The following is a 24,677-nucleotide window of genomic DNA, read 5'->3' on the forward strand; positions in this document are numbered from 1 at the left end:
ACAGAAGCGCCTCGTTGACTTCGAACTGCGGTGAGCCGTCGCGGCGAAGCGGCTCGGGCCGCAGCACTGCTATGTAGACAGCGAAGGCAATCGCCGCGTTCGCATTGAGCGTACGCACGGCAGCGCCGACGTGGACATCCCGATATCCGATGAGTTAGCAGCGGCGATTGACGCGATGCCGAGGCTTCAAGCCGTCAATGGATTGCTGCCCCTGACCTACCTCTGCACTGAATATGGCCCCGCTCGAAGAAGGGTCTTGGCAACGATTTTGCCGGATGGGTGAAAGCCGCCGCTACCGGACAACTGCCGCGCGCGTTCGAAACTTACAAACGCGGAATAAGCCATTGAAATGATTGGAGGTGGAACATGATATGACGCTCCCTAGGACCGATCGACATTCAGGATTCCCAAGCGGTTTGATCGCTGATTCATAGAGTTCCGTGATTCGAGACACGGAGCAGATGGTGGCGGCGAAACGATATGAGCTGACGGAGGCGCAATGGGCGAGGATTGCGCCACTGCTGCCGGGGAAAGCTGGCGACCCGGGACGTACGGCTGCGGACAATCGACTGTTCGTCAACGGATGTTTGTGGGTTTTGCGATCGGGCGCACACTGGAGCGACCTGCCGGAACGGTACGGCAAGTGGAAAACGGTGCATCAGCGCTTCAGCCGCTGGTGCCATGCCGGCGTCTGGGAGCGCGTGTTCGCTGCTCTGACCGCCGATCGCGACAACCAGTATCTGATGATCGACAGCACCATCGTTCGCGCCCACCAGCAGGCGACGAGCGGAAAAGGGGGGCCAAAGATCAGGCGCTGGGGCGTTCCCGAGGTGGACTGACCACCAAGATCCACATGCTGGCTGATGCGCTCGGCCGTCCGCTCCGCTTCATCGTCACGGCTGGGCAAGTTAATGACATCACCCAGGCGCCGGCACTGCTCCACGGCCAAAGCGGCGATGCCGTGCTCGCCGACAAGGCCTATGACAGCAACGCCCTGCGTGCGATCATCGCGGAAATCGGCGCAACGGCGGTGATCCCGTCAAACCGCACCCGCAGGATCATCATTCCGCACGACGCCGACGCATACAAACAGCGCAACCGCATCGAGCGCTGCTTTTGCCAGCTCAAACACTTCCGACGCTTGGCAACCCGTTATGACAGGCGATCTGACAACTTTACCGGCTTCATCCATCTCGCTGCCGCAATGATCTGGATGCAATGAATGTCGATCGGTCCTAGGGGAGGCGAAGGGCGCTGTAGGAAGACACTGAAAAATCAGAACAAATCGGCCTAGCTGCAACGGCATTGCTACCACGGGCTGCTACTACCGATCAAGGTCGCGCGCATGTGGCCCCGCATTGACCGTCGAGCGCCCGTGGAGAGGCTCTTGCGATACCAGCAGAGCGTGAGAATCAGGTAAGCATCTTCCTATGAGCGATGAACGCGATGACGATGAAGAGCAGCTCGAAGAGGGCGCGGATGACGACGTTTCGTTACGCCCCAATGAGAACGCTGATGACCGCGAACTCGTGGAGCGCTTGGTGCCCCCAAAGATCAGGGAGAAGTACGAAATCGTCAGCTACCGCAACGCGGCGGTGATCCTTTCCCAAGCGCGGAACGGAGAGTTCGAGGACATTCTCAGGGCGCTAGAAGACTTCACCCTGACTACTCAGATGATCCGAACGGCCGGTGGGAACGAATCCGACATCCCGAAGGAGTTCTCTAAGGTCCTACGCCCGCTGGGCTGGCATGAGACCATCATCAGCGCCGACCTCGACGTGACCCTCAAGTGGAAAGAGCCAGTCCCGTCGAAAGCCAAGAAGCAGAAGTTCGAAAAGAAGTCGCGGATCATCAAGCGAGAGAAGTACCTCGACGGCCACAAGATCGACTACGTGAAGGGAAAGGTCGCATTTGACTTGGAGTGGAACTCTAAGGACCAGACGTTCGACCGCGACCTGGTGGCAATGAATGCCTTCTTCCTTTCTGGCGCGATTGATGTTGGGGTGCTGGTCACCCGAAGTGCATCTCTTGATGATGTCTTCAGGAGCGTGGGGCCCGCTCTCACCAAAACCGGAACGGTTGAGAAGGACCGCAAGGGCAATGATCGCCCGACCATGAGCAAGTACGGCGCGTCCACTACTTGGATGGGCAAGCTGGTCTACCGGCTCAACGCTGGACGCAATGGCGGTTGCCCGGTCTTGGCAGTCGGGATCACGCCGAAGGCAGTCACCGATTGGAAGTCACCCGGCAAGGCCTGACATGTAGTGGAGGAAGTGGCCCTGGTGTCAGCACCACCCGGTTCGACCTCCACGATTTCCTCGCTGGCAGGGTGCCTAAAGGTCCTCAGCTCGGTCTTTGACTTCTCCCAGCCCGCGACCTGAAGGGTCCTCGCGAGGCGGTTAAGGTGCGGCCGGTCGGCATCATCATCGTGAACGAACGTGAGACGGCCATGTTCGTCCCATGCGTCCTCAGCCAGCTTGTAGCCCTCAGCCTCAAACAGTTGTTGCATCTCTACTCGGCGGCTTGAGAGTGGTTGGCGTAAGTGTCCCATGTTGGACGGTACTCGTGGTTGGCCTCGTTGCCCCACACTGCCCACTTTTTGCGAACGCCCCGAGAGAACAGCTCAAGATACGGCCCCGGCGAGCAGGATTCGATCACCTCATACTGCTCGTCAGGTTTCCGCGAGTGCTCCCGCTTGCGAGACGAAATGTAGTTCACTTGGGTCCGACCCGGCTGGAGTGTCCTAGCGTTCTTCCCTCGGACACCAAACAGGATCAGTTCCGTAACGTTCCTAAAGTAGAAGCCGACCCCACGGCCATCAGAGCCGCCGTCCTTCCGTATCTTATGCCACACGATGTTGGACTTGTACTGGAACCCCCACGCCTTCATCACTTCGAGGCCCTCTGGGAGCAGCGCATTCGGGCACCACAAATACAGGTGAGCGGGCTGAGCCGCTACTTGCCCGACAGGAAGGGAGCAGATGTCCGCCAACGTCATCGTGCTGTAGCGCGACAACCGGCGATGCTCGGGAGCCATCTTGCCGGTACGGTTCACGAACTGCCACGGGGGGTCCGCGAGGATCGTCGCAAAGCGTCGGCCCTTGGTGAACCTCAACAGGTCCGCTCCGGGTTCGTCCTCGGTTCGCGCAAGCATGCGATTCATTATCCCCTCCGTCCGATCATAACCACGCAACGATTCGCTCGGTCAACGGAATACGCACAACCTTCCCCATGCTTGCTTGAGGAAGGGTGACGAGGTTCACCTGGGGGACGATTAGTGTGACAGCCCCCTACTCGGATTGACCGAGTTCGCGCTTGGCCACCTCGATTGCCTCCCGAGAGGACTGAGCCTGACGACTGCTTACCGAGTGGTAGTAGATGCTCCCGCCATCACGCTCATAGCTTACTCGCCATTCGTAGTGGTTTGGGTTTCCTCCGATGTGCTGAACCCCGATGCCAGCACCGACAACTTTGATGGCCATCTCGCGGCCTCCTCCAAATCGAACGGTTAATTGCTATCCGATTCGTCTTTCGTCCGCTCGACCAACCCTGCGCCGGGAGCAGTCATGCAAAACGGAACCCGTCTAATTCCAAAACGCATGTTGTCCACAATCTAAACACTCGATAAGGTCTTAGACAAACGCTCTGGAGACCTTTCCAATGCAATCGGCGCTGCTCGTCACTTACGTTCGTGTCAGCACCTCAGGGCAAGGGCGCTCAGGGCTGGGCATAGAGGCACAGCGTCAGACGCTTGCTCATTTCGCGCAGACCGAAGGCTTCACGATCACGCGGGAGTTTGTGGAGGTGGAGACGGGCAAGGGGTCTGACGCGCTGGACCGCCGCCCGCAGCTCAAGGCCGCGTTGACCGCTGCTCGGAAGCTCAGGTGCCCCGTGGGCGTCGCCAAGCTGGACCGTTTGAGCCGTGACGTTCATTTTATTTCTGGCCTCATGGCTCACAAGGTGCCGTTCCTGGTCGCCGAGCTAGGCCCAGACGTAGACCCCTTCGTACTTCACCTGTTCGCCGCACTGGCCGAGAAGGAACGCGCGCTCATCTCCACGCGCACCCGGCAGGCCCTATCGGCCGCCAAGGCTCGCGGGGTGACGCTTGGCAACCCAAGTCTCCACGTGGCCCGCAAGAGCGCGGCGGAGGCCGTGAAGTCCGAGGCCGACCGACACGCCGCGAACGTGCTGCCAATCATCCGTGAGGCGCAGAAGGCCGGTGCGTGCACGCTGAGGCAGATTGCGGAAGCTTTGAATGCTCAAGGGATACCTACGGCACGCGGCGGGCAGTGGTACGCCCAGTCTGTCTCCAACATCCTCGAACGAGCCTGACACAGGAGAATGTCCATGACCCTTGTATCGCTCTTCGGCCTCGCCGCATGCGTCGCAGTGTCCTTGGAGATGACCGGCACCGCTGCGGTTCTCGGTGCGGTAGCGCTGTGCCTCGCAGGTCACGTCACATAGGACGACTTCGGCAGCTGCAGGCCTTTTGAGTTTCAACCGGTCCCTTATTCGCCACCGGACCCTATTTTCCCTGCCCTGTCGACCCGGCCTACTCAGCGAGTTTAAAGCGAGCCGCCGCCGCGAGACTTACGGCAGCAGCAGGTTATGACGGGAAATCCACCGTTGAGGACGACATCGGTTGTCATTAGTGTCCCAGTGACCGGAGCGGGAGCGGCTTGATGCGATACGTTTTAGCAGTGGCTTTCCTCTACGCCACAGCAACAGCTTCATTTGCGGAAGAAGCCTATTTGCTTACAGCACAAGCCTTCGGCACATGCGTGGGTACGCAGATGCGTTTCCGATACGATCCTCCTGAGCGCATCGCAGAAGTCATCAAGCAGAGGTGCGGTAAGCTGGAAGAACAAGAACAAGCGCAGTTCGCTGATTTTCTGAGGTCGCATGTCGGCGAAGTGTTCACCGCCGAACTAGCGTTTCAGATCACCGCCCACACCATCGCATCCCTACCGCGCATGCGTGAGGGAGCCGTCGAGGCCTACGTAAAGACCATGAGGCAATCGGCCAAACCTGCTCCGAAGCCTCAGCCTCCCATGCAGTTGGACACGGATTGATGGGCGGTAGATACGTGCTTGGAGGCACTCGATGACGATGCCGTTGGAGGCTATCCATCGAACTTTAGAAGCTCGCGGCCCGAAGCGACAGGCCCCCGGAAACGAATGGTGGTCCATACCACCCTTGAGGAGGTCGAAAGCATCGCAAATTTCATACCGAGTACGTGATCTGCCACTCCGGTCGAACAATAAGCCTCAGGATGTCAAGCTCCAAATGGCGACCCGTTCGCAGCTTCCTAGCCCAAACAGCGACTGACCAATCTTCGTACCTGCAAGCGAAAATGTTTGATCTGCTGCCGTGTACTCCGACTGGAATTCGCCAACGCTGCGCAAGTGGTCCTCAATATCCGCCCACAATTCGGTGGCGGCTCCATCCACATCCAACGCGTCAGACAAACCACGGCCGCGCCCCAGCCCAGATGACCAAAACGCAATATCGCTGGCTGTAAAACCCGCAGCTTGAACGGTCTCAGCAGCGGCACCGCTGGCGATCCTGAGCATCAATGTCGCTCGAGCAGTAACCGCAAAATGTCCTAAGGCACTTGCCGGGTCTTCCTTCGAATATTTGACTAAGAGCAAATCGTCTGGGACTGTTTGTCGCTTCAGAAATCCAGCCCAGCCACTTTCGAGATGAACTGGCAAATCTTGACGCTTCAAAACGCTGGCTACCGTTGCACCAAATTTTGCAGGCTCCTCGGAAGGGTTCTTGCCGGTCGTCCCCTTGAAGACGCGTTCCAACGCGATCCGCAGAATGTGCCTGTCGATTCCTTCGAAGCTGGAGAGTGGCGAGGGCTCCAATGCGGCCCATGTCTCCCGAACAAAACTCAACACCGCTTCCGCTTCAATTGGATTTTGTTGCAGCAGTCCGCTCGGTCGATAGCTTGAGGTATTTCGAGCATCACGGTCAGAACTAAGAACCTTCAGATCCATGCCCCACTGTAAAAACCACCTCTGAGCTTGCGGCGCGACCGACGAGCTGCCGCCCACAGGTATCAACCAATCGTCTAGAGTTCTCCCATACGGACGTACCAAGCGTGAGAAAAGCAAACCTGATCGTGATTGCATCCCCCAATACTTCAAGCAGTCCCAAACGAAATTGTGCGTGCCGCTGCGTGTTTGCATCAATTTTGCTGAGTTGGGCGCATCAATAAAGAAATGTGCGTTGCTAAAAACGCCAATACCTTCAGTCGCTAGAAGCGACATCGCGGCACGAAGTTCAGCATAGTACGCAAGATGAATGGCCCTCGCAGAATCGCCCCCCAGGAGTGCCATCAATGCGCGGCCGAGATAACTCCAGCCGTCCGCACAGTGCAACACTGTACTGGCCGCAATATACTGCGACAGTTGTCGTGGCTCGCGAACACGTGCTATTTTGTTGTCGGATTGTATTCTTTGAATAGTATCCGCGCCGTATCGGTTGCTTGCTCCAATCCACCGAGCTTCTCCGATAAATTTGCGCAATCCAGCGAACGTGGTCTCAACGTTCTCACGTGACAGCTTCGCACGAATGATTGCCCTGTCGCCGATTGACAGGGGCAGTTTTCGACGTGACTTAGCTTTTGCTTTCTTAGCTGGCATCGAGCAATCGCTTGGATACTGCAGCCAATTCGCCCGTTTGCTTAGCCAAATGCTCCAACAATTGAAGACGAATCTCCTTGTAGCCACCGCTGCCTCGAAAGACAGCCTTATCTCGTCGCTGCTTATCTGACAAATCGGGTGCAGCGCTTGTTCTCCAATCAAACGATGACATGGCCGAGCTGAACGACGATAGAAATTTGGCCAATGGGTGCTTCGTCAAAGACTTCAAGGCGCTCGCAACACCGTTTGCGTCTGTCGCGGCTGCCCGCTCCTTCAACTGCCATGACCTGAGCTGTAACTTGGTGGCGTTTGCAAAACAGACATCATTCAAGACGTGTGTGAAGCCCCGCACGCCTTGATCTGTCGCGATCAATGAAAATGGCCCGTAAAACGGTAACTCATCGGAAGCTAGCTCGGAATCATTCTTTTTCGGATCATGAAGTCGCAGAGACTTGACCCACCCTTGCTGCGATGACTTCACTGATTCCTGGAATTCTTTCCAAGCAAAAATCAGAAAAGCGGCTTGTTGGGCTCTGCTCCAATCGAGAACCTCATCGTCATCGTTCATTCTCGAACCGAAGAGGCCTCCTGGGCCACCGCCACGCGCTTCCCACGACCGAACAAAAGTCGCCATGAGTGTTCGAATCCATGCCGCTTGAGAGACCCAAGGCGTTCTAGACTCTCCCAGCATGTTTATTCGGTCGTACCAAGGACTCTCAGGATGCGACCACAGGGATTCCGCCAACTCCTGCGACCTCGTCTCGCGGTAGATCGAATGCCCTTCGGCGCGGTCGAGCCAATCTTGCGCTCGTAACAGCGGGTACAAATCGAATGCGAGGCTCGAATTGATGCGTTTCGGCTTTATGTTGATGGTCCAAAAAAGGTAGGCCTGCCAACTAATGTCAAGTCCATGAAAAGCGACTACGGGAAGTTCGAACTTAGTATCACTCTCGTTGTCGAATGCCCATAAGCGGTGCTGCCCGTCAATAATTTCCAAGGGCGGAAGAGTCGATGGTCGCCAATCTTTGGAATCGGGCGAATAGGGAAGCTGAATGTGGCAACCCTGTTTCCCATCTTCAACCTTTACGATGTCTTGGGACGAAACGGTGTCTTTGCCGCGCACGTCCTCGGGCAACAGGATGTTCAGCACTATCGCAGTTGGAAGCCAACCGGGCTTTCTTAGATCGTTGAATTCCTTCGACGCTCGCTTTGCTTCGCTGAGTGTGGACCAAGGAAATCCAAATTCGACAAAGCGCCCAATCTCATTCGATCTTTCGGGATCGTGCTGTCGCTGAATGCCTAAGTCGGCCGCCCGGGGGGTCAGCGCGGATGTGTGGCGCCTAGCGATGCCGCAAAGGCCGCGCAACTCGGCTGCAGAAAGGGCAAACAAATAGAAATATGGTTTCGGTTTTCGTCTATGCTCAGCCTCAGAGAAGTCTATGTTTTCCCAGCCTTTCATCCATTGATTGACTTTGATTGCGGGTACTAGCCGCCGGTCCGTCGCTCTTGCCATCAATTGCCCCGCGCAGCCTGAGGTAGAGGATATGGTATAGGGTACAAGACCCTTCTACAAACAGTGAATGCTGCTAAGGTAGGGTTAATGGCTTCACTTCGGGGGGCGCGGCGGAAACCTGGTTTGCTTATGTGTCGTGTTGCGTCACGCAATGTCCGCCGAACCAGACTACAGCTATCCAACTGCCCATCAATCTCCAGAAGCGAGGCAGATGGCGGTACCAACCGTCCCAAAGAATGAACCCGACGATTTTTGCCCAGACGAACGGGTACTCGGGCCGCCAGCTCCCGATCGGATGGGCCATTTGCGACAAAACCCAGCCAGTACAAACTGCGACGATGTGCACCATGCTGCCGGAGCGGAAGTAAGTTCAACAGTTACACTGTCGCCTGCGGTATTGCTATGCAGCCCATGTGCTGCCCAAATGAGCCTATTGATGATGGCTCGGGACTTGGTGAGCCTATAAGTGTGCCAATCTCATCGCTCGCCGTGAGACGGCTCCACCCCTGCACGTCAGCAGCAAAACGCTGCAACGAGCTTGCGGCTGACCTTGCGAAGGCCTGACATACGAGTGCCCAGCGCCACCCGTGTTGTACAGATCCCGCGTCGCCGACGGCGGCGAAGCAGGACCTACGCGATGCGCAAGGCAATCTGTACTTCGAACAGGTCTGGTTTCCGGGCGTCCACGCGGATATCGGCGGTGGCTATCTTGAAAACGAGGCTAGGCTGTCGGATGCAGCTCTGAACTGGATGGTCGCGAGAGCATCAATCATCCCGGACGGTCTCAAGCATGATGGCAGTGTCCTGCGGCTTTCACCGGATCCGGCCGGTCAGCAGCACAACGAACAGGCCGGGGGATTCCTGAAGGCCGGCGTGCGTCGCCTCCCGGTCGATCCGAACACCGGCGATTCCACCTCACCGATGCACAACTCCGTCTACAAGCGGTTCGAAGCGGGGCCTGTGCTGCAGTTCGATCTGATGGACAAGTATCGTCCGGACAACATGCCCGTACACGTGGATTTGAAGCACTACTTCGACCAAACCACACCGCCACGGGCGAAGTGCGTCGCCGACGATATCGAGCTGAAGTGGGAAGATGCGGACTACGTTGGCCGTCTATAGCTGAGCCGTCGACGGCAAGATCGCGCGTGCAGTCTTCGCTGCCGTTGAAGTTCGCGCAGTGCGTCCAGGATGAGCGAGAGCGTCGTGAAGATCAGTTGTGTATCGTTTCTCGCGCCGTAGAAAGCCTATCGACAGGACCGCCTCTCGGCGCTAGTGTCAAATAGGGACTACAATTTTTCGTAGTGTTGCGTGCTCTCGGGGGGAGTTGCATGCGTGCTATTTCTTTGTTCGTTCGATTTTCGCTTCCATTGTTCTGTCTGCTCGCCGGGTGCTCGACCGTCCCACAGCTTGAAGAAGCCACGGGGGCGAGCCAGAGCGACGTTCTGATGAACAAGGTGGTCACGAGGGTTCGCTGCGAAGTCGCGGATGCCTTCGATGACGTCATCGACACGCCTCGGTATCGATGGTTGGCCGATTGGACGGCCAAGGTCGATCTGACCCTTCAGGCAAACAACGTCGGAGGGATCGCACCGGGTGTTACATACACGCACTTCTACAAGAATGCGTTCAACTTCGGCGCTGGTTCGACCAGCCTCACGAACAACTCGATCGCTGCGGTCAATCAGTTCTTCACCTTCGGCGCCGGAGCCAATCTCGGCGAGCAGGCCGTCCGCGCGGAGGTCATCAGCTTTACGCTTTCATTGAAGGAGCTGAAGCGTTGGCGCCAGCAGGTCGCGAAGTATGAACAAGGGCATGAGGGGGAACGGATTTGCATCGGCGTCGACGGCAGCGGCGTTACGGGCAATTTGGGGCTGAGAGAGTGGATCGATTCCGCCTTGGCGCCAGTCGGGTCGGATGTGTTGGCGCTGCATGCCGGATATCACCCCAGTCCGGTCAATACTGTCAAGCCGAGTTCAGCGCCTGGGCCGGCAAAGGTTGGTGCGCCATTTGCTGGCGGTGGCTCGATCACCTATGCGCGGGCCATCGATCGACTAAAGACTGCGAGCGCGGCGGCACGAGCAGCTGCCGACGCATCGACCGCAGCTGCAAGAAGGATTGCGGGTTATCCCGCGCAGATCGGCAAGGCCGTGTACGCCTCTTGGCCAGTCCTTGAGCCGGACATCAAGAGGCAGGTCAACAGCAATATTGCCTCGCTGAGGATCTATGCGGCCGATGCCGCCTCTGCGGCCGCAATTGCCAAGCAGCGAGCAGACGATGTGCAGAAGATTTACGAGGGTTTTGCGAATGCAAATCCCCCGCCTGCTGACGTACCGGAAAAGCAGGTTGTGGACCAGGAAGATAAAAAGAATGAGGCTTTAGCTCAGCAGCAATACGTCAGCGATCTCGAAACCGAAGCCAACAAGATCATCGCGGGATTGAAGCATATCGATCCGCCGATCGATTCTCTGTTGCATTCGGTTTCGTTTGTGCTGACCTACGGTGCGAGCGCCACGCCGAACTGGACGCTGCTGCAGTGGAAGGGCCCCTCTCCCTCCGGAGCTTCCACCTTTGCTGCGGCCGGACAACGAACCCACGTTCTTAATATCGCACTGGGACCGAATGCCGGTGAGCAGAATCGTCTCATCCAGAACCAGACGGTCGCGTCGCACTGAAGTGTTCCGGCATTGAGTTTTTATCGGGTTTTTGATGATTAGAGCTCGAAACAAGCTGGCAACTATTCTGCTCATCGCGTCGGCTTTGAGCTCACCGGCCTGCGCTCAAACTCAGCCGCAGGATATCGGCAAGCGCATACGCGACGCGGCAACCCTCTCGGGGGCACCAGGCTCGCCGGAATACTCGGCGGCGCTCCGTCAGAAGATCTACGAAGCAGGGATTGCGCTTCGTAACGGGGCGGACGACTACGATCCCAATCGAACCGTCCCCAACAAGGAAAAGCCGGTCGACATCAACAAGGGGGCAGCGCAACAAATCGATCACGACGAGCGGTACTCGAAGTGGCTGGAAGCGGCGGCGGATCATCCGGTTGCGTCGCTCAAGATTGCCGGTTGTTCGGCAATGAACGTGCGTGTGATCGGAGGCGAATCCGTTACCGATCCGCACTGCCTCGCCGAGGTGTCACTGATCTTTAGCTCTCCCATAAGAGACTTTTGCTCCGGAGTCCTGGCCGGCGATCAACACACGGTCCTGACCGCGGCGCACTGCGTTTGTTTAGGTACCATCGAGTATGTGATTTTCGGCCAGCAGATGGGAGACGTACGGAATTATCGAGCAGCGGTCCTGCGGCAAAAAGGGCATGAAGGGGTCAAGTGCCCAGGAAATGGGGTGACGCAGGCCGAATCATCAGCCTCTCTCGCCGGAAAAGACATCGCGGTCGTCAGTCTGGCTGGGGATATCCCAAACCAAGTGGCGCAGTCCGTTCAGTTACCGCCGGAAGGTTTTGCCCAACAGCAATTCTCGACGGGCAACAAGAATATTCTGGTCGTCGGGTTCGGTTACACCTCGCTGAACGAAAGCAAACCGATCTTGCTCCAGGATCCCAAGCAAAAGACCTTGGCGATATCACCCATCCTAAGCCCGGATTGCAGTGGAAGCATCAATGGCAAACAGGACGCTGAACTCTACGGTTGCGCATCAGGACGCGAGATCCTGATCGTCGATCCGCGGCCAGTCGGTCCATGCTTTGGCGACAGCGGTGGCGGCGGTTACATGCTCCTCGACCAACAGGGATCGGCAGATAAACGTGCCGCTCTCATAGGTATCATCTCCAGATCCACTGGATCAGGTTGCGGCGAGGGCGCCATCTACACGTCCTTCACCTCGGAGGTACTGTCATGGGTCAAGAGCGCGGCCGCCGCCGATCACTGACGACCAGGTCATGGCTGCTTATGGGCGTTCTGATCGCTTCAGTCCTTGACGCCCGGGCGCCAGCTGCCGCTGACCCTGCTCCCCCCGCAGACGTCGCCCTTTGCAAGGACGTCATGGGTCAAGAGGCCACTGTTCCCGACATCAAGAAGATGATCGAAGCCGCTCCGGGGGGCAGCGCGCGGCGCCTCGCCATCGTCATCGGCAACGACTATCCGGACCGCAAACAACCGGACGGCTCATTCGGGCGCTCTCTCTACGCCGTTCCAAAACTTAAGAATGCCGGGAAGGACGCGACCGCAATCGCCGGGTTGATGATCAAGCTGCAATTCAAGGTCGCGTGCTTTCTCAACGTCTCAGCGAAGTTCCACGACAGGATCATAACGGCCTCGACCACCGTGCGCGACTCCACGAACGCGCTCACCTTTTACTATTTCGCCGGACACGGTTACGCGATGGGAGCGGAATCGTTCAGTGTTGGCGACGGTGCCGAGGACGATTCGAAGCAATCATTGAGAATGGGGTCGCTGGACCAATCGTCGATTCTTGCCGGCCTGAATTCGAGGGGTGCACCAGTCATCGCCATTCTCGACATGTGCCGATCTCAATTGTCCATCGTGGATGCCGAGGGCCACCGCGATCTCAAGGAGAAGCCGCTCGACGGGTATCTGCCCATCACCAAGGTGCCAGGTCTTCTCGTTCACTATTCGACCTCCCCCAACGACTACGCTGCCGACATGCCGTCTCAACCGAACGGCCTTTATGCGCAAGTCTTCGTGGATCAGACCCCGAGGCAACCAGGGGTCTCCGCCGAGCAATTGCTGAACGACTTCGTGGGAAAGACGTTGGCCGATGGCCTGCAGATCGACGGAAAGACCTACCAGCAGTTTCCGAACCTGGTCGCATATCCCGACGATTGGCGGAAGATCCAGATCTTCGATGCCGCGACGGCATCGACGCTAGACCAGGTCATGGCCGCCGTGATCGGGCTCGAAGGGATGGTCGAATACGGTCCCGCATCTATCGCGATCGCTTGCGGAATGGCCATTCAAATCAGGGACGATTGGAAAGCGGCCGCAGACCCTGTCGGATCGCAAACGACCGTGTCTCAGCTCGAGGAGCGGATTGAGAGGCTGTTGCAGACGATGAAAGACAAGGGCTCCCCCTGCCCTGATATCTTGTCGAAGAGGGAGGCGTCGAATCCAGTTACATTGCCACCCTTGGCGCACGTTGCGAAGACCTCGATTCCCGTATCGGCAGCCGGGGCGCCTCCGAATTATGTCAGCGACGATCGTGCCAAGGCTGGAACGTGGTTCACGACAAACTCGGTGTCGTTGCCGATCGATGTGACCAAAGCCGGAACATTCGCGACAATCTCCGAGTTTCCCATACAACTCGATAGCGGGTTCGTTTCGTCATCAAAGGTACAAAAGCCTGCTTCGAAGTCCGACATCTACTTCACGCCCATCGACAGCGGTACGGCCAAACTTGTCGATACAAAGGATCAGGTTGTCGTTCACTTTCGTCCCAGCGACGCTGGAATCATCGAGCCGGAAAAACTGGTCGCCTCCATCAAGAAGACGCTTAAGCCGACCACGAAGCTCGTGTTCATTTTGTTGCCGACAAATGACGCGCGGGAGCGGAATTACCTGGACCGTCTCCGGCTTGGCTCGCTTCGCATATTGGGGATCGTGGGTGAGCTAGCCAAGGCAGGGGTGGCTTACAACCAAATCGTGACACCGGGTCGCGATCAGCAAACCCCGATCGAGGTCTCCACGCTCCAGGCCGACGAAGCCTTGATCAAGGTCGTTGGATCGACGCCTCTGTCGTTCGAGGGGTTCAAGATGGAATCGCTCAGCCCGGCAAGGGTCACCCGAGGGACCAAGCAAAAGCTCGACCTCTACGAAACCTCGACGATCTTCAGAGAGTGACAATTGAACCTAGTCGCTTGCCTTGACTCAATCATTGATTGTAGCATGCGCTGGCAGACCATTTTGGAAGCGATGCTTTTTCCGCGTCCGCAAGGACTTTCCTCTTTTCGTACGCCGCATAGCCGAGAGCGAGAATTGCCGTCAGCCGATCCCCAAGCAGCTGTGATGAGGACTTGCGCTTCGTTGACGCCGCCCTTGCGCCGGCGGCTGTCCCCGATCTGACCGAACATCGGAGTGAATTTTCATGAATGCGAGATCGACGCCCAATTCGCCCCGGCCCTCCAAAGGCGTCATGCCGATACAGACCCGGCGGCCAGTCGGCACCAAGAGCATCTTTCCGCCCCGTCGCGACTACGCATCGCTCTCCCTCAAGGATCTTCTCGACGCGCGCGAAGCGTACCATGTCTATCTGTCCCAACTCGACAATGTGGTGGCCACTGCGATCGGACGTTACTGCATTCACGAGGATGACTGGTACGCGAAGAACCCGCCCGATCGACCGCGCCCCCCGAACATACCCCGCATAACCGCGCCGCGGACGCTCGCAAACTCGGTCATTCGACCCTGGTCATGGCCGGCCGTCCTCGTGTTCGTCAGGCAATGGGAGCAGCTGCAGCATCTCGGAGCCAATGCGGTCCCAAGTACCCTCTATCTGCCGGACGGCCGCGTCGTCCCCACCTGCGTCGTGGCAGCGCCGCCGGATGAAGCCCTGCCCGAGCCTAGCGTGGGGCCGTTCCATGCCAGCCATTTGCTAGGCGGTGGATACGCGTGCCTGCGGGAGCACCAGGGCGAGCAGGCGCTGGGCACTTTCGCCTGTCTCGTGCGGAAGGGCGGCTCCTACTACGCTCTCACCAATCGCCATGTCGCCGGCGGCGACGGCGAGATCGTGAAGGCCTATATCCGCGGCAATTACGAGCCGGTCGGAACGACCTCGAACATCGCCGTCGATCACCAGCCCATGGCATCGGTCTTCCCGCTGTGGGGCGCGAACAGCTCCTTGCTGACGCTGGATGCCGGCTTGATCAAGATCAACGACATAACCGAATGGACTTCGCAAGCCTTTGGCATCGGCGAGATCGGTGAGGTGTTCGACGCGAGCGAGTACTCGGTCACCCTGGACATCATCGGTTGCCCGGTGCGCGCCTTCGGCGGCGCGAGCGGGGTGATCGAAGGCGAAGTGCGAGCGCTGTTCTTTCGCTACGAGGTCCAGGGTGGACGTGAATTCACGACCGACATGCTGATCGGCCCGGGGCTTCATGACAACAGCGCCGGAAAAAGGCGCGCCAAGATCGAGCATCCTTTGACCTGTCCCGGCGACTCCGGAACGCTCTGGTTCTACGACCCACCGTTCGAACCGGGACCCGACGATGGTAACGAAGACCTCGGCCTTGAGAAAGAATCCGCCGAGACCGGCGTGCGGGCGCGTCGCCTCCGCCCCCTGGCAATGCAGTGGGGCGGCCAGCGCGTGCGGACACCAGACGGAGCGCGAAGCGCCTACGCCCTGGGATCGTTTCTCTCCAGCATCTGCCGTTCGCTCGATGTGGAGGTGGTTCGCAACTGGAGCCTTGGTCACGACGAATATTGGGGTAAAATCGGTCACTTCTCGATCGGTTGGAAGGCTTGCGATCAGCTCTCCGGCGATCTCGGCCGGCTCATGAAGGCGAATCAGGTTCGGATCGGCTTTCCCGACAAGACGCTCGCGGCGGGCAACGGATTCCGCGTCGGGCGCGAAGGATTTGTCCCTTTGGCGGACGTTCCTGACTATGTCTGGGTCCACGGTAAAGGCCGCGGCTTTGAGCCCATTCAGCATTTTGCGGACATCGACATCGAGGACATCGACGGCGGTCCGTCGATGTTGCAGCTTTGCGTGGACGACCCAACCAACATCGCCGCCAGCAAATGGAAGGATTATTTCGACGGCTTCGCCGCAAAAGGTGTCGGCCCCGAAGAGGGCACGCTGCCATTCCGTGTCTGGCAGATCTGGGAAGCGATGGTGGCCTACCTGACGAAAGGCGACGTGCTGCGCTTCGTCGCCGGCGCCGGCGTCATGGCGCACTATGTCGGCGACGCCTCCCAACCGCTACACTGCTCTTATCTGCATCACGGTGTTCCGCCGACGAAGAAGGTGGGTGGACGCAAATATCCCCTACCGCGCGACAGCGACGAGTTCAAGGAATTCAAGAAGAGCCGCGAGGCGAAGATTCACGGCGTTTATGAAGAGACGATGCTCGAAGTCGACCCAGCGGGCGCCCTTGCCGCGGTCGACGACGAGCTCAAGAAGAAGCGGACCGTGAAGGTGGACCGCAGCGGGCATGGTGCTGCGGCAGCCGTTATTGCCCTGATGAACGATGCACAGTCCCGCCTCACACCCACGGCCATCATCGCGGCCGATGATCCATCGCTGAGCGAGACACAGAGAGCCAAGGCTCTGTGGGATGACGCCGATATCAGGAAGGCGACGATAAGATCGTTGGCAGACAGCGTCAGGGTTCTTGCGGCGCTCTGGGCGTCAGCCTGGCAAGCGGGTGGTGGTTCGAAGGTGGCGAAGAACAAGATTCGGACTTACGAGGAAAAGGAGCTCGAGCCCGTGTACCGCAGGGATGCCAAGTTCGTGCCGAGTCTCAGCCTCGACGCGATGGTCAAGAGCGGAAAGTTCGAACCATAACGGTTCAGCTGGCGGGCGCCGCGGTGAGACGACGCGTAGCGAGCTCGCAGAAGACTCGCCTTCTCCGCGTAGCCGGGAGCTTCCAGGCGCAGACAGCTAACTGCTCGCGAGGAACTCGATGCTCTCGAACTTCAACGCGTTTGTTTCAACGATGGATTTCTGATCACTGACGGTGGCCGCGAGGCTATACGGCACGATCACCACGTGGAGCTTCGAGGGATCTGCTTGCCCCGAGGCGACGAGCGCGCTGGTGATGTCAAAGGTGTCGGAAGCCTTGGCAGTTGCCCCATGACCCGCGTGGGCTCCGACGGCGACCGCTTGCTGGCCGTCATGCCGGAACAGAGCGATGGATCCCAAGAAGCTTGGATCGCTTCGTTTGGGCTTGGCCGCCGTATCGGCGACGAGATGGACATCAAAGCCGGTCGACGCGACATTGTTCAAGTCGATGCCGTTGATCCGCATCAGAACCCGCTTCTGTGGGCTTGCGGCGCTCGCCGCCGTTCTTGCCGCTGCAAGCGGCGACCGGAGCTGGTCTGCGGCAGAGGTCACAGCGAAGCGTTCCGGCATCAGTCCAGTGACGGTCGAGAAACCCTCGATCCTGGCGAGGGATGTCGTGAGCGCTGCCAGAGCAACGGGCGGCGCAGGAATGGGATCAGCCAACTGAAGCGGGGTCTTGGTCAGATCCTCCGATTTGAAAGAGATGCCAAGGGCGCGATAATCGAAATATTCCTTGCGCGATCGGCTGACTTCGACGGCCTTGAGTTGACCATTGTCCATGGCGACGTCGTAGAAGTGCCACGGTTGATCATCGAACCAATCCTGCGGCGGATAATGCCCCCAGCTCTTGCCGGGCATCAGCGACCACTCGGCCCAGAGCCGGTCAAGATTGGAGTGATGCACACAGAAGATCGGATCGAAGCCGGCCGTCGGCGGGAACGCCATGCCGCCTGCTATCGGCTCCTGAGGAATTGGATTGGCCGGGTCCGCTGGGTTCGGCAGCGGCGGGCGGGGTATCAGCCCCCCGACGAGACGGTGGATCGGATCATGCGGAAAGCTTTCCAGCCGGCCGCGGGTGCTGGCATCTTCGTCGGCAATGCCGCCGGCAAGCCCTTCCCGCTCCGTCTGGCCAAAGAAGATGATGGAATCGCGTGCAGGCGACCAATCCACCGCTTCCGGTGTGAGCTGTGAATAGGGCAAATTGTTTCCAGACCAGTGCTCCCAATCGGTGAAGTAGATGTTGCGCTCGGCGTGATAGAGCGGATTGGCGCTATCGCCATCCAGAGGTTGATCGAGCTTTCTGGTCCCGAACTCCCGGGGAAACCTGTAGTTCTCAGGCCTGAAGTAATCCCAGTAAGGCAGCGCAAAGCGAGCTTCTCCCGTATGGGCTCGCAGAATTCGTTCGAAGTAATGGGTGTAGGCGCGGTGCCAGGGCAGAAAATTCGCGGACGCTTGACCGAAATGCGGACACTGATTCCAGAACTTTTTCTGATCGACGTTGATGAGATTGGGGTCCCCCGCCGATGCATTCTGAATCAGCTCGAGCGTGACGCCATGGATGGCAGCCTGAAAAAACCAGCTGAGCGGATCCGACGGCTTTCTTGCCTTCATCGCTCGGACGCCACGTCGAAACGCGTCGATGAGCTGCTGATCCTTCACGAATTCGTCGAGTGGAATGCGTGGCGCGATCTTGTCTGTGGTGAGATCGCCTGCCCGCACCGGCGGAGCCACAAGACCAACGAGGGCGGTGCCAGCGAGCTTCAATGACGTTCGGCGACTTACAGTCATGTCGCACCTGCGCAATGGGTCGAACAACAATCTTGGAAATATGCAGCCTCGATCATTTCAAAGTTGTCCAAAAGAGTCAACGCAACTGTTCCTATGGGAGACCGGATCCGGAGCTCGTCCGTGGCGGCATGCGTTTTCGAAGCCTGGTCTTGGGGTTTGACGTTAGCTCGGGCCGATACTCGAGGGAGAAGGAACTCTCAACTGCGCTTCTTTGGCTTGACCGCAGTAGCGCGTCGACGCTGACGTGACCAATTGCCGACGAGCCAACGATCCGCTCTTTCGGCAGGTTAGCCAACCAGGCACCTCCGTCGCCTTGCTGAGCGTGTCGAGCGTTGGACTGCCGCCCACGCGAAATGTCTTGCAGATCGCTCCACGGCTCACGCCGGTCTCGCGGGGGACTTCGAAATGCCCCAGGACTTTGGCGAGATCGCCGATAGTGGCAGCAATGAACGTGCGATGACCCCTTGTGTCGCTTCGCCCAGAGTGTTGCGAGAGCGATAAAGGTACGGGCTGAAGCAGATCGGATCGCTGCGATTGCTCTTCGGGGGGATGTTGGCCCACGCGCCCCTTTTCCATGGCCAGCTCTCTTATCCAGTCGGCGTCATAGCCACGGTCAGCAAGCAGCATTGACCCGGATCTCAGACGAGACAGCAGTCTTCCGGCAAGTCGAACGTCGTGGACCTCGCCGGGGCTCAACGCCAAGCGTACCGGCAAACCATTGCTATCAACCACCGCGTGGATTTCACTCGTCAAGCCACCGCGTGACCTTCCCATCGATTGGCGCCGATTCCTAGTGACGCACGCTCCATGCTGATGGACACGGACAATCGAGGTGTCGATCATTTGGACAGCGGCATCGTGGGCAGCAGCAAGTGCGTCTATGATGCGGCCCCAGACACCAGCCCGCCGCCAGCGGACGAACCGGTTGTAGCATGTGGTGTACGGACCAAACATCTCGGGCAGATCACGCCAAGGTGCTCCAGAGCGAAGACCCAGAAGATGCCATTGAGGACACGACGGTCGTTAACACGAGGAACGCCACGCGGCTTGTTAGGCAGCATGGGCTTGATGGCAATCCATTCATAATCGGCGAGTTCGTGGCGCAAGATTTCGAGCCCCAGGTTGGAAGCTTGAATCACGTCTCGGTCGGCGGCGCCATCAAACCGCAATGGCCCGTCGCTGTGTCGGGAATGCTCTGACTAACTTCGCTTTCGGTTAAATTGTTGGGGTTTGGCGCGAATCGGCTAAATCGCAGTCGATTCAGTGCGGAAGTGGCGCCGATCGCCGACAGCTCTTGGAGAGCGTGGGGTGAAGATACATCTGGTTGTGAGGCGGCTAGTGCATGCGGAACTTCTGGAAAAATTGCCCGCGGGTGCGCGGCTGGCCGTAGCTTGCATAACCCTGATCACGTTGGTGTTGCTGGCGGCTTGCGATGGGAACGATGCCACCTTGCGCTACGGGCTGGCCGTCTCGGTCAGCGTCAATGAAGTCACAAAGTCCGGCTCAAGCATTATCTCGGTGCGTTACGGACCGGGCAACCAGGTTGGGAAAGCGGTGTGACGACATATACGACCGTGAAGGGCGTTGCCCCGGTTATCGACCTTGGCCAACACGGCATGCTGGTCGCGGCGATGGCTTCCGATGGCGAGGAATGGATCAGGCGTAGGAAGCAATACGGATTGGCTTGCAAAAAGCCGCTCACGGCGGATTCGTTGCCCGGTAAGTTCTGTCTGGAGCCGGCGGCACTCGCCAATCTCCGCGAGGGCAAGCGTGACCTAACGGACTATTCCTATCCCGCCTTCATCTGGTTTTCGCCCGGCCAACCCTACGAGCGGGCGCAGCAGCTCTGCCCGGAAGAATTCTCCCGCGTGATCGGTGCCAATGTTGAATTGCGATCCGTCACGATCCAGGCCCGCCCGACGCACCGTTGCTGACCAGATTGAATATCAGCGCCCCCTGGTTGGACGAGATCAGGGCAGATCAAACGAGGTTGGGTAGAGTCACCACCAGCGCGGCATTTTCAAGCCGCGCCGCACGATCATGATCGAAACAGACATCGTCAGTAATGACGACTAGTCTAGCGCAAGCGAAATTCTCCCGCCGTCCCCTCTGGTCATCAAACATTTATCACCGTGATGTCGTAGGAGGATTGTTTAGCGAGAACGCGCCCTAGTTGGCAAACTCTCTTCTTACCTCGCGGTCCCAATCGAAAAGAGACATCAAGATGTAATCCTTGTTGTCTTCTCTAACCTGATCCGCCGATTTCCCGTCGCCCATCTTGAGCCTCACCTTCTTATAATCAGGGAATTTCAGTCGAACCGTCGCCGGTCTCAAGCCTATGTCGATCTCCTCAGGGAAAGTGACCATGAACTCGAACGGATTGTATTCCCCCCTGTTTGTCCTGTGCTCGAATATTGAGTAGTTGAAGCCGGTGTCGAATGCGATTTCCGCCTCAGCCCCCTTTGCCGTCTTGACCGATTCGCGAATGAAACGGACGCCTGGCGAAGAATCCCAAAAAGTCGTTGATAATACTGGCTGTGTATGCAGTTTCTGGACCTCGAGAGAAAAGCCAAGCTGAGCTGCGATTGAATTCGTCATAGCGGCCGTTGATGTGATCTGGCTGTCCAAAAAATCAGAGTGCTCGCCGTGGTTCCGGCGGTATGTATAGGTGATGTTCTGCGCCAAACTCTTGCCGAGCTGATATGAACGCAAAAGAGTAATCCTTCTTTCGCGATTAGTCGCGTTATCGAAGCCGACCACCACGAGCGCTTTGTTGACAAACTGGTAGATAGCATCCGCGTAAGAATAAAGGCTGCCAACTACTGCAAACAGGACAAGCAACGAGGCGACAACCCGCTTTCTTCGGAGGCGCTGCATCCAACGGATGATAGGGTAGATGGAGCGCTCGGCGACCCGCGTGAAAAATGAGACAATTCTGTCCACCATCGTCCCTCGGATCACTGTGACAGAGGATCAAAGTACTACGATCGCTAAGCTTACCTCGCCTTTTTTCTCGGCTTTAGATGGCGTAGTAATACGTGCTGCGCTCAGAATGACTGCATCCAAGGTGACCGCTCGCAACGGACCCTGCCCGGCGGTTGCTCGCGGTCTCGCATTTGCGTGGTTGAGATCTCGCCGATACCGGTCGTCACGGCGGCACAAAATTGAAAACTAGTAGCCCGTTCGCGGGTATGACTACGTCCGCGCGCGCGGGCAATCCATGCATACTGCCTTCGTATGCGACAATGCTGCCACCGTTACCCGCCGCAACCGGATTTACCCAATTATCGTACACATCTGAGTTGAAGCACTCGATCCAATGGCCTGGGCGGGGAAAGCCGAGAGCATACTCGTAGTGGGTGACTTCGCTCAGTGAGACGACGATGACGACGTCGTTGCCGGAGCCCTCGATCCAACGATGGAAGGCGAGGACGCGTGTGGGATCCCAAGCGTGGTAGACGTTAATTTGACCCCGACGAAGCGCATCTAGATTGCGGCGAAGTGCGATCAGCTCGCGCATAAAACGCAGGTAATCCGACATTGCTCGATCGACGCTAAGCCCTTCCCACCAGATTAGGAGGTCAGCGGTCTCCGCTGAGTCACCCCAGTATTTGTCCTCCAGGAACTCTTGCCCCATGAACAGCAATGGGACTCCTGGACCAGTCATGAGCAATCCGCCGGCAACGCGGGCTCTGCTGCGTGCATACCACGATCTCGGATTGCTGGGGTCGGCTGCGGCTGCGACGCGCGGTTTCTTGTCTGAATCCGAGTGGGAGGCGAGCAAGAGGTCATGGTTCTCGAGCATGGCGACAGCTCGCCATTGATAGTCGAAACCTGGAGCAGAACCCAACGCTTTCGCGACTTCTAACCATGAGAACGGCGCGTCACGACCTGCAGCCGCCTGCGCGAGCATGCCGCGCACCGCATCGCGCATCCGATCGTCCCAGACTAGATCGAACCCGCCTCCACCAGCGCTTGGCTGCTTGACCGCAAACTCCTTGTTCGGATTCCAGAACTCGGCGATCTGGATGGTGGATGGCACGGCAAACCGTAACGTTTGGGTCAACGCCTGGCAGAAGTGCCACCCACCGAATTTGTCGATGACGCTCACCTCGTCGTAGCGAAAGCCATCCACATGGAATTCATCCAGGAAGAACTTGGCATTGTCGATCAGGAACTGTCTGACGCCGTCATTCCAGTACGCAAAGACCAGCCCACCGGCCCAGCCTTCGTTAGTAAAATAGAGACTGTCATTGTTGTTGCCGTAGGCGAGCCGGTCGATGAAGAAAAGGCTCTCATCGCCAAAGTCTCCACCAGCATGGTTGTAAACCACGTCGAAGAGCACGGCGATTCCATAGACATGAAGGATATCGACAACGACGCGGAGCTGGTTGGCCGCGCCTTGGAGGTGTTCCCGCTTCAGATGCGACTTGCCGCGCGAGGACAGAAGGCGATTGGCGGTCGCCAAGTAGCGGTCTAGCTCGCCGTCGTCGAGCCCGTAAGAGAATTCCGGCGAGAAGTAATCGGTACCATTGTAGCCTTGGCTGAAGCGCGTAAGAAACTCCACGATCGGCAGAGGCTGCACCGCGGTTACGCCAAGCTCCGCGAGGTATTCGACTCTTTCGAGCAAATCGAGAAATCGGCCTCTTCGGCCAAGGCGTGCATCATTGCCGTGGCCATCGACCGCGAAATAGGAGCCGACATGGAATTGGTAGATGATGAGGTCTTCGAAGGCGGGTGGTCTGAACTCAGAGTCATGCCACGGATAGGCCTTCGGATCGCGAATTACGCAATTCCACTTGGTTCCTTCGAGCTCGCGTGCATACGGATCACGCTTCCAGCCCCTGGAGCCTGTCCCCTCTACCCAATATTTGTAGGTCTGACCCTCGTGCACGCCAGGAAAAAAACCCATCCAGTGGCCGTTCGCATTCTTCACCAATAGCGAAGCGTCGGATTGTTGCCAAAAGTTGAAATCTCCCAATACGTGGACCGCATCCGCCCGCGGCGCCCAGACACGGAAGAGGCAACCGCCGTCGACTAGCGTCGATCCCATTAGGACATCACCGGTCACGTGGGCTTGGCTGGCAGGCATCTACAAACGTTCCTGCTGGTCGGACCTAGGCAAGCTTCGCACAGATTTGCTACCTAGACGAGAGCAAAATAGTATGGAATCATTCCCTCAAAGTGAGGGTGCATGCTCGCAGCTCTGGTTCAGAAAGAACCCGACTACGTCCTCAATCACTGCGCTAAGTACTTAGCGCGTGACAATACTGACGAGCGGCATAGCTTCTTTGGCTCAGATGTTGGTCAGGCGCGCGCACGCATTAGCGAGTCTTGGCGATTTCCGATCGTGGACGCCGACGACAGCGGTGCTGCGGATGCCTCCGAGTGGAACCACGTGACCTTCATCTATCGAGCGCCGGACGATCGGCCGAATGTAGCCGTCCGGTTGCTGACGCCGTGCTTGGGGCTGCACGCACCCGTCGCGCTGAACCCCGTCGATGACAGCCTCTACCTTGCGCTGACCTTGCGCGTTCCTAAAGGACGGCGGCATCGCTATCGTTTCATCGTCGACGGCCTTGCGCAACTCGATCCAATCAATCCACAAACCACAACGACTCCCCAAAACGAGACTTGGTCAAGCTTCTGGACGTGGACATACAACGAGCCCATCAATCTTGAACGTTGGGAAATGGCCCTCGTCCGGCGCATGACGAATGCCTTATTACCGTTCCAGGGGCGCGAAACTCGCAACCTTGTCGAGCGAGGCTTGAACGACGGCAACGTCGCACACTTTTTCCGGATGGATATACCGGCTGGTGTCGCGAACTATATCGACAACATCCTGGCACGCGAAGAGCGGCACCATCTGCATTCCTATCGGCTTTGCTTACCGATGATCGACCGGGTACTGCGCAAACGGCACCCAAGTGTCGAGCCCGTCAACGTCAGCGATCCCGACTACAAGGCACTATTCGACGATATGAAGAATAGATCCCCGACGTTGATCGATGACGGATGGGACCGCGCAATCTACGACAACCCAGGCTATTTCCTTTATATCCTCCGGCGCCACACTTGGACTGGTGCGTTTGCTCATCCGAAATACGGTGGCAACCCGGGCGGGCTCGGCTGGGCCTTTCTGGGTGAAACCTTTCGCAGTACCGCAGATCCTACGAAGTCTGCATTCGATTGGGCGCGCGCCCTCGAGGCGCCGCTTGGAAAGAGCACCGAATATCGAGGATAGGT

General features: G+C 57.9%; 18 protein-coding genes and 3 pseudogenes. 13 read left to right on the forward strand and 8 right to left on the reverse strand.

From position 1 onward, the window contains the following. Window positions 1–461: 461 nt before the first annotated feature. Window positions 462–1,222: pseudogene (locus ACVIYL_RS00155) on the forward strand (IS5 family transposase). A gap of 208 nt (window positions 1,223–1,430) precedes the next feature. Next, a complete protein-coding gene (locus tag ACVIYL_RS00160) occupies window positions 1,431–2,258 on the forward strand; it encodes a BglII/BstYI family type II restriction endonuclease (RefSeq protein WP_456777346.1) in 828 nt (275 codons plus the stop codon). 253 nt (window positions 2,259–2,511) lie between these two features. On the opposite strand, the gene ACVIYL_RS00165 is transcribed toward ACVIYL_RS00160, so the two are convergent. Both ACVIYL_RS00165 and ACVIYL_RS00170 read right to left on the reverse strand, forming a co-directional pair. Beyond that, complete coding sequence (locus tag ACVIYL_RS00165) at window positions 2,512–3,162, reverse strand: MT-A70 family methyltransferase (RefSeq protein ID WP_456777347.1); 651 nt, start codon at window positions 3,160–3,162, stop codon at window positions 2,512–2,514. A gap of 127 nt (window positions 3,163–3,289) precedes the next feature. Further along, entirely contained in the window at window positions 3,290–3,481 is a 192-nt protein-coding gene (locus ACVIYL_RS00170) for a hypothetical protein (RefSeq protein ID WP_456777348.1), read from the reverse strand. Window positions 3,482–3,659: 178 nt separating this feature from the next. Between ACVIYL_RS00170 and ACVIYL_RS00175 the strand changes: the two genes are divergently transcribed. Further along, entirely contained in the window at window positions 3,660–4,331 is a 672-nt protein-coding gene (locus ACVIYL_RS00175; protein ID WP_456777349.1) for a recombinase family protein, read from the forward strand. A gap of 350 nt (window positions 4,332–4,681) precedes the next feature. After that, window positions 4,682–5,071 (forward strand): hypothetical protein, encoded by a 390-nt coding sequence (locus tag ACVIYL_RS00180; protein WP_456777350.1) that lies wholly within the window; start codon window positions 4,682–4,684, stop codon window positions 5,069–5,071. Between the two features lie 195 nt (window positions 5,072–5,266). On the opposite strand, the gene ACVIYL_RS00185 is transcribed toward ACVIYL_RS00180, so the two are convergent. Together ACVIYL_RS00185 and ACVIYL_RS00190 are read right to left on the reverse strand one after the other, a co-directional pair. Further along, window positions 5,267–6,649, reverse strand: coding sequence for a hypothetical protein (locus tag ACVIYL_RS00185; protein ID WP_456777351.1), 1,383 nt, complete (start codon window positions 6,647–6,649; stop codon window positions 5,267–5,269). Further along, window positions 6,639–8,108 (reverse strand): DGQHR domain-containing protein, encoded by a 1,470-nt coding sequence (locus tag ACVIYL_RS00190; RefSeq protein WP_456777352.1) that lies wholly within the window; start codon window positions 8,106–8,108, stop codon window positions 6,639–6,641. The genes ACVIYL_RS00185 and ACVIYL_RS00190 overlap by 11 nt, the downstream gene beginning before the upstream one ends. 705 nt (window positions 8,109–8,813) lie before the next feature. Between ACVIYL_RS00190 and ACVIYL_RS00195 the strand changes: the two are divergent. From ACVIYL_RS00195 to ACVIYL_RS00220, 6 genes and pseudogenes are all read left to right on the forward strand, one after another. Next, a pseudogene (locus ACVIYL_RS00195) lies at window positions 8,814–8,909 on the forward strand (phospholipase effector Tle1 domain-containing protein); the annotation flags it as partial. A 3-nt stretch (window positions 8,910–8,912) separates the two neighbouring features. Further along, window positions 8,913–9,284 carry a hypothetical protein gene (locus ACVIYL_RS00200; RefSeq protein WP_456777353.1) on the forward strand — a complete coding sequence of 124 codons (372 nt, stop codon included), beginning with the start codon at window positions 8,913–8,915 and terminating at the stop codon, window positions 9,282–9,284. Between the two features lie 209 nt (window positions 9,285–9,493). Continuing rightward, on the forward strand, window positions 9,494–10,837 hold the full coding sequence (locus ACVIYL_RS00205; protein ID WP_456777354.1) for a hypothetical protein: 1,344 nt from the start codon (window positions 9,494–9,496) through the stop codon (window positions 10,835–10,837). Window positions 10,838–10,871: 34 nt separating this feature from the next. Beyond that, a complete protein-coding gene (locus tag ACVIYL_RS00210) occupies window positions 10,872–12,050 on the forward strand; it encodes a trypsin-like serine protease (protein WP_456777355.1) in 1,179 nt (392 codons plus the stop codon). After that, window positions 12,017–13,978: a caspase family protein gene (locus ACVIYL_RS00215; protein WP_456777356.1), complete on the forward strand. Its 1,962-nt coding sequence runs from the start codon at window positions 12,017–12,019 to the stop codon at window positions 13,976–13,978. The genes ACVIYL_RS00210 and ACVIYL_RS00215 overlap by 34 nt, the downstream gene beginning before the upstream one ends. Window positions 13,979–14,222: 244 nt before the next feature. After that, on the forward strand, window positions 14,223–16,643 hold the full coding sequence (locus tag ACVIYL_RS00220; protein WP_456777357.1) for a hypothetical protein: 2,421 nt from the start codon (window positions 14,223–14,225) through the stop codon (window positions 16,641–16,643). Window positions 16,644–16,739: 96 nt separating this feature from the next. Here the strand turns inward: ACVIYL_RS00220 and ACVIYL_RS00225 are convergent, their stop codons facing one another. Next, window positions 16,740–18,404 carry a tyrosinase family protein gene (locus ACVIYL_RS00225; RefSeq protein WP_456777358.1) on the reverse strand — a complete coding sequence of 555 codons (1,665 nt, stop codon included), beginning with the start codon at window positions 18,402–18,404 and terminating at the stop codon, window positions 16,740–16,742. 509 nt (window positions 18,405–18,913) lie between these two features. Next, window positions 18,914–19,534: pseudogene (locus ACVIYL_RS00230) on the reverse strand (IS5 family transposase); the annotation flags it as partial. Between the two features lie 202 nt (window positions 19,535–19,736). Between ACVIYL_RS00230 and ACVIYL_RS00235 the strand changes: the two are divergent. Both ACVIYL_RS00235 and ACVIYL_RS00240 read left to right on the forward strand, forming a co-directional pair. After that, entirely contained in the window at window positions 19,737–19,988 is a 252-nt protein-coding gene (locus ACVIYL_RS00235) for a hypothetical protein (protein ID WP_456777359.1), read from the forward strand. Window positions 19,989–20,002: 14 nt separating this feature from the next. Next, the gene (locus tag ACVIYL_RS00240; protein ID WP_456777360.1) at window positions 20,003–20,362 is read left to right on the forward strand and encodes a hypothetical protein; all 360 of its coding nucleotides are present in this window, start codon (window positions 20,003–20,005) and stop codon (window positions 20,360–20,362) included. A gap of 235 nt (window positions 20,363–20,597) precedes the next feature. On the opposite strand, the gene ACVIYL_RS00245 is transcribed toward ACVIYL_RS00240, so the two are convergent. Next, window positions 20,598–21,374 (reverse strand): hypothetical protein, encoded by a 777-nt coding sequence (locus tag ACVIYL_RS00245; protein ID WP_456777361.1) that lies wholly within the window; start codon window positions 21,372–21,374, stop codon window positions 20,598–20,600. Window positions 21,375–21,576: 202 nt separating this feature from the next. Then, on the reverse strand, window positions 21,577–23,520 hold the full coding sequence (locus ACVIYL_RS00250) for an alpha amylase C-terminal domain-containing protein (RefSeq protein ID WP_456777362.1): 1,944 nt from the start codon (window positions 23,518–23,520) through the stop codon (window positions 21,577–21,579). A gap of 102 nt (window positions 23,521–23,622) precedes the next feature. On the opposite strand from ACVIYL_RS00250, the gene ACVIYL_RS00255 reads away from it, so the two are divergent. Next, the gene (locus tag ACVIYL_RS00255) at window positions 23,623–24,675 is read left to right on the forward strand and encodes a gluconate 2-dehydrogenase subunit 3 family protein (RefSeq protein ID WP_456777363.1); all 1,053 of its coding nucleotides are present in this window, start codon (window positions 23,623–23,625) and stop codon (window positions 24,673–24,675) included. The last annotated feature ends 2 nt before the right edge of the window (window positions 24,676–24,677 follow it).

The organism is Bradyrhizobium sp. USDA 3315 (assembly GCF_054056795.1).